The sequence below is a fragment of the Lactobacillus sp. genome (genome assembly GCF_014803895.1).
The window spans coordinates 1-9,863 of sequence record NZ_JAAVAU010000024.1 but is presented as its reverse complement, the minus strand read 5'-3'; the positions used below and the strand labels follow the sequence as shown (position 1 = coordinate 9,863).

General features: G+C 32.8%; 10 protein-coding genes and 4 tRNA genes. 2 read left to right on the top strand and 12 right to left on the bottom strand.

Features of this window, described 5'->3' with window-relative positions:
• Positions 1-15: 15 nt before the first annotated feature.
• The 12 genes from HDR40_RS07845 to HDR40_RS07790 all read right to left on the bottom strand — a co-directional run bounded on the left by HDR40_RS07845 (position 16) and on the right by HDR40_RS07790 (position 8,433).
• Positions 16-88: transfer RNA gene (locus HDR40_RS07845), tRNA-Asp, on the bottom strand.
• 5 nt (positions 89-93) lie between these two features.
• A tRNA-Met gene (locus HDR40_RS07840) sits at positions 94-167 on the bottom strand.
• An 8-nt stretch (positions 168-175) separates the two neighbouring features.
• Positions 176-266, bottom strand: a tRNA-Ser gene (locus HDR40_RS07835).
• Between the two features lie 23 nt (positions 267-289).
• Positions 290-361 (bottom strand) — tRNA-Glu (locus HDR40_RS07830).
• A 1,078-nt stretch (positions 362-1,439) separates the two neighbouring features.
• Positions 1,440-2,336 (bottom strand): hypothetical protein, encoded by an 897-nt coding sequence (locus tag HDR40_RS07825; RefSeq protein WP_290628073.1) that lies wholly within the window; start codon positions 2,334-2,336, stop codon positions 1,440-1,442.
• Positions 2,337-2,360: 24 nt separating this feature from the next.
• Positions 2,361-2,897: a hypothetical protein gene (locus tag HDR40_RS07820; protein WP_290628071.1), complete on the bottom strand. Its 537-nt coding sequence runs from the start codon at positions 2,895-2,897 to the stop codon at positions 2,361-2,363.
• Between the two features lie 83 nt (positions 2,898-2,980).
• Positions 2,981-3,757: a hypothetical protein gene (locus HDR40_RS07815; RefSeq protein ID WP_290628069.1), complete on the bottom strand. Its 777-nt coding sequence runs from the start codon at positions 3,755-3,757 to the stop codon at positions 2,981-2,983.
• Positions 3,758-3,775: 18 nt separating this feature from the next.
• Positions 3,776-5,140 carry an AAA family ATPase gene (locus tag HDR40_RS07810; RefSeq protein WP_290628067.1) on the bottom strand — a complete coding sequence of 455 codons (1,365 nt, stop codon included), beginning with the start codon at positions 5,138-5,140 and terminating at the stop codon, positions 3,776-3,778.
• Between the two features lie 26 nt (positions 5,141-5,166).
• On the bottom strand, positions 5,167-5,847 hold the full coding sequence (locus HDR40_RS07805; protein WP_290628065.1) for a hypothetical protein: 681 nt from the start codon (positions 5,845-5,847) through the stop codon (positions 5,167-5,169).
• Between the two features lie 131 nt (positions 5,848-5,978).
• Complete coding sequence (locus HDR40_RS07800) at positions 5,979-6,752, bottom strand: helix-turn-helix transcriptional regulator (RefSeq protein ID WP_290628063.1); 774 nt, start codon at positions 6,750-6,752, stop codon at positions 5,979-5,981.
• The gene (locus HDR40_RS07795) at positions 6,749-7,384 is read right to left on the bottom strand and encodes a helix-turn-helix transcriptional regulator (RefSeq protein ID WP_290628061.1); all 636 of its coding nucleotides are present in this window, start codon (positions 7,382-7,384) and stop codon (positions 6,749-6,751) included. Before HDR40_RS07795 ends, HDR40_RS07800 begins: the two co-directional genes overlap by 4 nt.
• 182 nt (positions 7,385-7,566) lie before the next feature.
• Positions 7,567-8,433, bottom strand: a complete 867-nt coding sequence (locus HDR40_RS07790) for a helix-turn-helix transcriptional regulator (protein ID WP_290628059.1) — start codon at positions 8,431-8,433, stop codon at positions 7,567-7,569.
• A gap of 150 nt (positions 8,434-8,583) precedes the next feature.
• Between HDR40_RS07790 and HDR40_RS07785 the strand changes: the two genes are divergently transcribed.
• Together HDR40_RS07785 and HDR40_RS07780 are read left to right on the top strand one after the other, a co-directional pair.
• Positions 8,584-9,333 (top strand): hypothetical protein, encoded by a 750-nt coding sequence (locus HDR40_RS07785; protein ID WP_290628057.1) that lies wholly within the window; start codon positions 8,584-8,586, stop codon positions 9,331-9,333.
• Positions 9,334-9,342: 9 nt separating this feature from the next.
• On the top strand, positions 9,343-9,738 hold the full coding sequence (locus HDR40_RS07780; RefSeq protein WP_290628055.1) for a DUF5004 domain-containing protein: 396 nt from the start codon (positions 9,343-9,345) through the stop codon (positions 9,736-9,738).
• Positions 9,739-9,863: the final 125 nt, after the last annotated feature.

Below are 9,863 nucleotides of genomic sequence, written 5' to 3'. Positions count from 1 at the left end.
TACCGAGCCATTTTACGGTCCCTACCGGACTCGAACCGGTGATCTCCTCCGTGACAGGGAGGCGTGATAACCACTACACTAAGGGACCATTAATTGCGGGGACAGGATTTGAACCTGTGGCCTTCGGGTTATGAGCCCGACGAGCTGCCAGACTGCTCCACCCCGCGATAATATAAGGAGGATGTGGGATTCGAACCCACGCGCGGGCAAAACCCGCCTGACGGTTTTCAAGACCGTTCCCTTCAGCCGGACTTGGGTAATCCTCCATGTATTACCATATAATGGTAAATGACCCGTACGAGATTTGAACTCATGTTACCGCCGTGAAAGGGCGGTGTCTTAACCACTTGACCAACGGGCCGTGTCATCTAACACATTTATTAATGTTATCAGATTTGTTAACTCTTGTCAACAACTTTTTAAAAATTATTTTTGCTGACTTAGCTTAGGAATTAACTCCCTCGCCACATCAGCAATAACAATAATACTAGATAAATATTGGTTATGCAAGCTTTTTTTTGCGATTTATTTTATAAAACATCGTAAACCCCTTTAATATCGGTTTCCATAACATACATATTTTTATAAAAATTTACTATTTTCGACTTATATTTTGATTTATTTCACCAAAATTTGGCATAAACTTCTTCAATAAAAATCAAAAAGAGCGACCAAAATTGCATACATCATATCAATTAAATCTTCATTTTCTGGTATATCAGGCAAAATTATTGAGACTTTTGGATAAGCCATAAAATCTGCCATTATTGTAAAATACCATTCATAATAATCAGTAGTATCTGATTTTGTTCTAGCTTCGCCTATACCGGCTCCAAAAGAAGTATCAGGATGATTTGAACCTGTTGTATTTCCAGTCGTGGAGAGCCTCTATGAACGCGTTCATGCGTTCCATCCCTTAATATCCGCCTTATTCCAACCAATCAAATCTTGCGTAACATCAATATAAATGAAGCCCTCATTGCTATAAATCATGTACACTAGGCCAAATTTGCTCCATCGCCATTTTGAGAAAAATCCATTGGCAATATATTCAAGCTAATGCATCCCAATATTGATAATATCTTGCTAATGCCGCTTTGTGTTCATCAGTATATTTATCGGTAATATAGCCAAAACATAGAAAATCTAGCGCCACATCTTACACTTTTTCATTGCTCAAAATAAACTTTATTGGCATCAGCTAGCATCCTCATTTCGACTTATCCGATTTCCATTCTTAGAGGCTTTGACAAACCTGTCAACTGAAACAAACTCCACTTGCCGGGCAAAGTAATGCTATTCATTTCTTATTCTCCTCCATTACAACATTCAATATAACACTCTTAACCTTTAACGATTAGTATTTTCAAAAAAGTTAACAGAGTTTGCGGGGGAATCAAAAAAGCAATCTTAATTAAGATTGCTTTTTGAATTACAAATTAATAGCTGGGGATACCATGTTTTTTATACAATTGCATTTCTGCATCAAATGGCTTTACACCAGATTTTACAAGTTGCTTATATTCTTTAGATAAATCAACATCTTCTCCCGTTACAGGATTCCAAACAACTAGATGATACTTCTCCTCTTCAGCTTCCTTCTTTGCCTTAGCCTGACGTTTACGACGCTCTGCTGCTTCCTTCTTAGTATCCGTCAGCTTATGATAGTATTCTTCAGCTTTTTTAGAACTTACATCTCTAATACCCATGATTCCACCAGTCATAACAGGATCCTTAGTATTAATAGTTACTTCAACTAGCCAAGATGGAAAATCATACTTTTCATACGCTTTAGACCAGGCCTTTTCACGTTTAGTCGTAAATTTCTTTTTAGCAATTTTATTTAATTCAGACATAGTCCAACGTTTTCCGCTTACGGTTAATTTAACTCCTAGGTGATCAGCTAATTTATTTAGTTTATCCATCTTATTTTTACCAGGGATATCAGACAAACTATAATTATCATTTGCCGATTCATCTAAATCCATAAAGAATTTACTCTTATATGCTTCATTAGTAAAGAAGAAATTCTTATGTGAAAACGGCTTAGCATTATTAATTTCATCTGCCGTATATTTTGACATGTCTACTGTCAATCCTATCTCATCATTCCACAATGCTGCTACATATTTATCAGCTGTTGTTAATGGACGCTTTAATGGATTATTATTGTAAACCTTTTTTGACTTTTTAACCGTTTTTTTGCTTTTCTTAACAGTCTTTTTCTTTGCAGCTTGTACTACATTAACTTGTCCATTATTAGAAAAATCGGTAGCAATTACTGGAGAAACTGCTAATAATGCTGCAGCAATAATCCCTAAATGATTCTTTTTCATATTACTTGCCTCCAATTAATATCCTTATCTCATTTGCTTAGCTAAGCTCTTGCTAGTGTAGTAAGTACCAGATATATTCCAGCCGCCAAAGCTTGCTGTGTAAGTTAATACACGACGCTCGTGACCTTTAATCTTCTTAGTTGTAGCTCTAAAGTAACCAGTACCAATATTAGCAAGCCATGGTGTGAAGTAAAGATAAGTCTTCCCACTATGCTTCACATATTTAACCCCAATCAAATTGCCCACACTCTTAACAATCGTGCGTGATTTACTATCATTATGACTTTGAGCATAATCTGCAGCACTATTTCTAGCTTTTGTAGAAGAAATCTTGTAAACAGTTTGCCCGTCAAATGTGTGAGTTGTAATTTTTAGTTTACGAGAAAGGCCACTGTCATAGCTATACCAAGTGCCACGATAGGACTTTGGAAGTGTAAACTTTGCGCCCCTGCCATAAGCAGCGGCTTCTACATGATTATTCGAACTTTGCATCCCTAAAAATAAGAATGCTACTCCGAACATGCTTAAAAATAATAAAACTTTCTTTGTTAATTTATTCATTTTTACTCTCCCCTAATTGTTGTATTCGTTTGCATAAAACCTTTTATAAAAAGAGTTAGATATATCTAACTCTAATCAGTATTTTATGGTTTCAAAATAGCGTACATCTTATTAATCATATCTTCATGTTGTGGACTATCATCTACCACAACTGAAACCTTAGTATATCCCATAAAGTCAGACATAACATCAAAGTGCCATTCATAATAGTCGGTAGTATCTGAATTAGTTCTAGCTTTACCTATTCCTATACCATTAGTACGTAAATGTTCACCACCGAGCAATCCTGTTACAGCTGATGTCTTACCAGTACCAACTCCCACCCCAGTAGTATCACTAGTTGTATGAGAGCCTGTATGAACACGTTCTCTTGTCACTTCTTTAATGTTGGACTTCTTGTAGCCTACTAATAAATCTTGCTTTACATCTATGTAAAGCATTCCGTCATTACTATAGACAATGTAATCTAGGCCAAAACGATTCCAACCAGAACCTGGAAATATTTCTTTAAAAATATAATTAGCTAATTGATTCCAGTAATTATAATATCTATCTACTGCTGCATTATGTTCTTGTGTAAAATACTTAGCAACTAAGCCTTTTCTTGTAAATCCAAATACACCAATCAAAATTAATAAGATTCCTATAATCCATTTATTACCTGGATCATTCAAAAATGGAAGACTCAAAATAAAAAATACCCATTTTATAATCTTGCACCATCTTAATTGAGTCTTATATCTATGACTTGCTTCATTCATCTTATTAATTTCAGTTTGTCCATCTTCAGTTCCCTTCAAGCGAGGTAAACCTGTTACTTGGGACAAACTCCACTTACCAGGTAAAGTAATATTTTGCATTTCTTATTTTCTCCTCCATTATTTTTTAATAGCATCTAAATCTTCTTGAGTAACAGTAACTAACTCTTCATCACTTACATCATCACCTCGACGAGCTAAACGAAGAGCTTGCTTCTTTAAAATAGATTCATTAAAATTACGAACCCATCGACCGTTACTATTATCATTACTTAAACTTAGATTATGCTTTAATAATTCAGCATATACTTCTTCATTGACCTTATATTTTTGCTTTTTCAACGAAGATAAACCAATCTGAATCATTTCATCCGTAGTGTAATCTTCAAATTCAAAGGTATTAGGTACTCTACTTTTCAGTCCCGGATTACTTTGTAAGAACTTTTCCATTTCATTAGAATAACCAGCAAAAATAATCATTATCTCTGAGCGGTGATCTTCCATAAATTTAAGAATTTCATCAATTGCCTCTCCACCATAATCATTACTAGAAGTAGGTGTCAATGTATAAGCTTCATCTATAAATAAAATTCCACCTAACGCACTTTCTAATACTTTTCTTGTTTTTGGTGCAGTTTGTCCAATATATTCACCAACCAAATCTGCACGCGAAGTTTCAACCAATTTATCTTTCTTAATTACACCTTTTTCGTAAAGTAAATGTCCTAAAATACGAGCAACTGTGGTTTTTCCTGTACCAGGATTACCTGCAAATATTGAATGAAGTGTCTGTGCAGAAGTAGGTAATCCCTTTTCTTGACGCCTTTTATCCATAACAGAAACAGCAACAAATTCTTTAACTTGTTGCTTAACTTTACTTAAACCAATCATTTGATCTAATTCAGTCGCTGCTGAAACAGTAGAATTAGGCTTTTTACTTGTTTTAGGCTTGGTAGTCTGAACTTGAGAAGCTGCTTTAATAGGTTTAGGTTTTTCATCCCCAAAGTACTCCATACTTACCTGTTTATCAGTAATAATATATCCATTATTTTCATTTACTGAAAATTTACCTTGAGTTTTATCATACTTAAACATATAGAGCTTAGAATTAACTATTGTAGTCTTTTCAGATTTTACAACCGGACGTGATTCTAATCCAAAACCAATCCATTCAGCTTTAATATGACTTCCTTGAGTAACAAATAAGTTAACTTTCCCATTTGGTTTACCATCTATCAAAAGATTATCAGCTTCTAACTGGCTTTTATTATAAAGAAGAAGCGACTCTGAGATACGACATGTATTTATTAAATTTAATTGACTGAACTTATAACTTGAAATAGAACTTGCAAAACAATCGGATAAATGTATGGTTGAATTATCTGTCATACTTATAGCGGCATAATAATTGGGCTGAATAAACCTTGTACTACTTGCGTCTAAATTAGCATCGGACATGTAAACACAAGGATAATCATCTTTCACAATTCCCCCCTGAACTGTACTATTTACTAAATTAATTGAGCTTTTAGATTCACAGAATTTCCATTATCATGACTAATAGTACATCCCTGTACTTTTAACTTTGCATTATTCTTACCTGCAACAGAACAGCTAATCTGTGAATTTAATAAATTAGATGATGCATTCCGTTGTGTCATAATTTTTACACTAATTTCAGAATTGGAAATATTTATAGTTGACTCATTATCTATAGTTATATTTCCTGCATATTTTTTATTTGAATTAATAATAACTTTATTAAAATTGCCGGTCGATTTATTATCTATATACACAACCGGATAAACATTCCCCTCTTCTACAACATTAGATAATTTAATATTTTCTGCTCTTAAATTACTACCGTTATCAGCTTGCAAAATATTTCTTTCTGCTTCTTGAGCATAAAAATTTAAATTTCTAATTGTAATGGAAGCTCCATTATCAGCTTTTATTCCATCATAAATTATTGGAAAATTATCTGTATCATCCTCATTTACATCTCCGATAATAGTTAAATTTTTTTCAATTACATAAGTATTTCGAGGCTGCGGAGTAGAGTATCCTGCTTGAATTAAAATTGTATCTCCAGATGCAGAATTATTAATAGCATCTTCTAATTCAACCGTAGTTCTGGGGTGACCAAACAAGCCTGTTTTACTATCATCTGGACCCACTCTAAAAACTGTCATTCATCAACACCTTTTCTATTTTCAGCTAAATTACTTCTCCTAATTTCTTTGAAGCATTCCTATTCTACAATTTTAATTTTCCAAAACAGTCTAATTTTCGTATTTGCACCAAAAATTATTCTTTTACCTCCTTAATTATTTAAATTATCACCTTCTTCAAGAAAATTAGTTATTTTATCTACCAATTTTTGGTTACCATTTAGCATAGCTTCATAATATATTCCCATCATTTTTTGTAAAAAAATCTCAGCGATTGCCGGCAAGTTTTTCAATAATTTGATGGCTTTTTTGTATTTAGAATTATCACAATTTTCTTTTTGACAAATTTCCAAATATGCCACCGCCACACTTGCCAAGACATTGATCAATTCAATATTCTTGCCAGCATAACCTTCAAAATTGTTAAAAATCGAATCAACCAAGCTCTTCAAATCTTGAAATTCAAACTCCGACATAATGACCAGCAAAATCCAAAGTGAATTTTCATCCCAATCGTCAATTTTAAGCATGGTATTTTTTAACTTAACAACCAATTTTTGATTAATTGGATACCCATTTAGCCTCTCAAGCATTAACTCAATCGCCCATTTAATGTAGCTGATATTCAAAGTTGTATCAGTCGCGATTTTCTCTAAGGTTTCCTTATCTTCATACAAGTAAGCCAACATCACTTGGTCCTGATATGTTTTATTTTTAAAACTGGTATCACCAAAGTTCTTCATAAAATCAACAATTGAAAAATTATTTTTCTGAAAAATATTGATGAAATTATTACTGCCAATTTTACTTTTGTTAGCTTCAACTCGTGCATATGCTGAATGATCCATGACATCCGCCACCATTTTTCTCTGCGAGAGATTATTTTTTTGACGCAATTTTTTTAATTCATCACCAACTTGCATCATTGTATCCCCTCCAAAGATTTTGCATAATTTTGATACCCACACTCTTTTAAAAGGCTCTTAATTTGCTTTGCGCGAGCAATCTTCCCATCAATTACCGCTTGGTAATACTCCCCTATAACTTTAGCCAAAAACAAACCTGAATATTTTCTGAATTGCTTTAGATATGCAATTGTTTTCTTAATTTCAGAAATTTGATTTTCACGATAAGAGCGATTCAAATAATTAATCAAAATAATATTAATGACATCCAGATTTGTACTGTTAATGTTTAAGTCAAACACTTTCTTCATCACTATTTGTAGATTTTGAAAATCATAATCTGACATTGATAGTGCAAATTGCGTCAAAGACTTTTCATCCTTAGGAAAATTTTCCAATACTTTGAGATTATTGACACTCATGGTAAAATTCAATCCCTGATCAAGATTATCATCATCAAACTTTTCAAAAAAATCTCGCAAAGAAACATGATTTTCATTCAAAATCAAAATTAAATCCTTAATATTAATGTCCAACTCACCGCGTTCTACTCGTGAATAAAAAGATGTCGTTATAATTCCTTTAACCATTTCTTTTTGCGTAATTTCAAGAAACATCCTCGCTTTGCGTAGTTGTTGTCCAACTGTCACCATATTAAATTTCTCCAATCTCTATTTATATGTTTCTTGAAGCTTCAATTTAAATTAATAATATAGTGACTAATATTTAGGTTCTAACATGTTGCTAAAACGAAACTTTTTATTTTTCCTGTGGATAACTTTTTCAAATAAAAAAAGATTTAAACTCTAAGTAGAATTTAAATCCTTCAAACAAATTATTCTTCTAACTTTTTTATTGACCTTCTAATCGACCAATCCATCCCCCCTTCAACCAGAATATCCTTTATCATCCGAGCTTTTTCCATATCATGATTAAATAAGGCTTCATAATATACCCCTAATATTGAATACCCAATTAAAACAAAATCTGGTGTTTTATGGAAAGTTTTTAAAAAATCAATAGCCTTTTCAACGTACTTTTTATTTACATTTTTAAGCTGGCAATAATCACAATAATCTATTATTACTAGGTTAACGGCAACTTCGTCATATATCGTATTTAAATCCAGATTTCCTTTATCATAAGAATTAATAATAGAATTCACCAGAATATAACATTCATCTATATCAAATAACATCATCGACTGAGCAAAATATACAATTGAAAGTTTTGTCCAACTTTCTTTTTTAGCAGCTTTTTTAATGGCCTCAGGAATGCCTCTATTGCTTTCTTGCACCGAGGCATACATTCCCGCAACAGAAATGTCATTCATTGTAATCTCATCTTCATCTGAATATTTTTTAGTTTTCCAATCTGCCAAAACCTCATCTATAACTTCTTTATTTCCTGTATTTTGGGCTACTGTTAACTTTTTACGAAAAATTTGTAAATTATTATTATCCTCAGCCTCTTTATTTTGAAAAAGAAACCATTCGAATCTTCTCACAGGATAATTATGTATATGCAAAATTTTAAATAAACTTTCAGCATCAATTTCATGCTTACCATTTTCAACTTTAGAATAATAGGAAGTACTTATAATTCCAGCAGCCATTTCCTTTTGAGTAAGTCCTAACTCTATCCTAGCAGTCTTTAAAGCCTGACCTATAGATAGGGGCATTTTATTTTGATTCGAAGTCATACAACATTCTCCCTTCTCAATCACTTTTCCTAATAATTATAAAGTATTATTGCAATTATTTTTGGTGCAAATAAGCAACTTTATCTATTTAAAAAAATAATAGTGCTACACTACATTAGTTAACTATTAATAAAAAGAAAGGGATATATTGTGAAAAAAACTTTTAAATTTTTAACGTTATTAGCACTCATTGCCCCAGTAACTACGGCTTGTTCTAACAATAGTACTTCCAGTAATTCAACAGCTGAAAGTTCTACTTCCAGCAAGTCTTCTGCTAAGAAGAGCAACGAAGTTACTTCTTCAATACAATCTTCCGAAAGCTCCTCTTCTAGTTCTGAAATATCTAGCGACGAAAGTTCTTCTAGCTCAAGTTCCCAAGAGACTCAAAGTAGTTCTAATGAAGACAGCTCCAGTGAAGAAAAAAGTTCTAATGAAGAAAAGAGTTCCAGCGCAACCAGCAATTCTACAAGTGATGACACAACTTCTAAAATGAACTTAGCTCAAATCAAAGATGGCAACTTCAGTAGCTTAAAAGGAAACTGGGAATTAGTTAAGGCGGTTGCTGCTCATAAAGATATAACAGATACTACTCATGACGGTTTAAATGTTGAAAAGACTGGTTTTGCGAGTCTAAGCATAAATATGACTGCCGATGGAATTGCCGATTCTACAAATAATAAAACTTACCCTGTTAAATACATCAGCCGTGGTGATAGTTTAACTGCTACTCTTACTGACGAAGCTGCAAGTAATACTGCAATAAACTGGTCAGTAAGCTTTTATCCAGCTGGTTCAAAGAACTTTACAGTAGATGGCGAAAAACAAGATCCACCAACAAAAAATACAATTGTAATTTGGACTAGTAATAACAATTTGAGTGAAGTATTTCAAGAAAAATAGGATTTAATAATGAAAAACAATAAAAAATTAATTGGTGTCATCATTGCGATTCTAGCAGTAATCGGTATCGGAGCGTACACCATTCACGCTCATAATGAGGCAACTGAATTAGAAGGAACTTACAGCAGTAAAGTTACAATTCTTTTTGTCTCAGAAGATTTAAAGTTAAATTTTTCAAAAGATAAAACTTACAAAGTACCTGACTCATCAGATAAGGGAACTTACCAAATTGATGGCGATAAACTGACCCTCAAGTCTAATAAAAAAGGTAGTAGCACGTTAACTGCTAAATTATCTAAGGATCATAAATCTTTTACCATAACTTCTATATCAGGTAAAAAGGACCTGGCAAAAGATATTACAGATAGTATGATTAAAGGCCTAAAATTCACTAAAAAAGAATAATCTATTTGAGTCTGGGAAAAAACTAGCTTCCTAGACTAAAAAATAAGAGCAAGAATTCTATTTTTAGAAATCTTGCTCTATTTTTGTGTCTTCTTTTTGTTAAAATAGTCCCTTTTAGGACTCTT

Coding starts and splice junctions, on each gene's coding strand:
- HDR40_RS07825 (WP_290628073.1), bottom strand. CDS start 2,336: ATGAAAAAGAATCATTTAGGGATTATTGCTGCAGCATTATTAGCAGTT.
- HDR40_RS07820 (WP_290628071.1), bottom strand. CDS start 2,897: ATGAATAAATTAACAAAGAAAGTTTTATTATTTTTAAGCATGTTCGGA.
- HDR40_RS07815 (WP_290628069.1), bottom strand. CDS start 3,757: ATGCAAAATATTACTTTACCTGGTAAGTGGAGTTTGTCCCAAGTAACA.
- HDR40_RS07805 (WP_290628065.1), bottom strand. CDS start 5,847: ATGACAGTTTTTAGAGTGGGTCCAGATGATAGTAAAACAGGCTTGTTT.
- HDR40_RS07800 (WP_290628063.1), bottom strand. CDS start 6,752: ATGATGCAAGTTGGTGATGAATTAAAAAAATTGCGTCAAAAAAATAAT.
- HDR40_RS07795 (WP_290628061.1), bottom strand. CDS start 7,384: ATGGTGACAGTTGGACAACAACTACGCAAAGCGAGGATGTTTCTTGAA.
- HDR40_RS07790 (WP_290628059.1), bottom strand. CDS start 8,433: ATGACTTCGAATCAAAATAAAATGCCCCTATCTATAGGTCAGGCTTTA.
- HDR40_RS07780 (WP_290628055.1), top strand. CDS start 9,343: ATGAAAAACAATAAAAAATTAATTGGTGTCATCATTGCGATTCTAGCA.